At 53.0% G+C, this 251-nt stretch carries 2 tRNA genes; both read left to right on the plus strand.

Annotated elements, in window-relative coordinates:
- The first annotated feature begins 47 nt into the window (after window positions 1-47).
- Window positions 48-124: transfer RNA gene (locus tag ET33_RS33645), tRNA-Ile, on the plus strand.
- A gap of 21 nt (window positions 125-145) precedes the next feature.
- Window positions 146-221: transfer RNA gene (locus ET33_RS33650), tRNA-Ala, on the plus strand.
- The last annotated feature ends 30 nt before the right edge of the window (window positions 222-251 follow it).

Below are 251 nucleotides of genomic sequence, written 5' to 3' on the forward strand. Positions count from 1 at the left end.
ACGTCGCCAAGCGAACCTGCTTCAAGCAGGATGAATAAAGAAAGTAAGGGCCCTTAGCTCAGCTGGTTAGAGCGCACCCCTGATAAGGGTGAGGTCGGTGGTTCGAGTCCACTAGGGCCCACCAGTTAACTTCATACTATAACATGGGGCCATAGCTCAGCTGGGAGAGCGCCTGCCTTGCAAGCAGGAGGTCAGCGGTTCGATCCCGCTTGGCTCCACCATGATGACTTAAGATTTGTTCCTTGAAAACT

The sequence above is a fragment of the Paenibacillus tyrphae genome, assembly GCF_000722545.1.
Lineage (GTDB): Bacteria > Bacillota > Bacilli > Paenibacillales > NBRC-103111 > Paenibacillus_G > Paenibacillus_G tyrfis.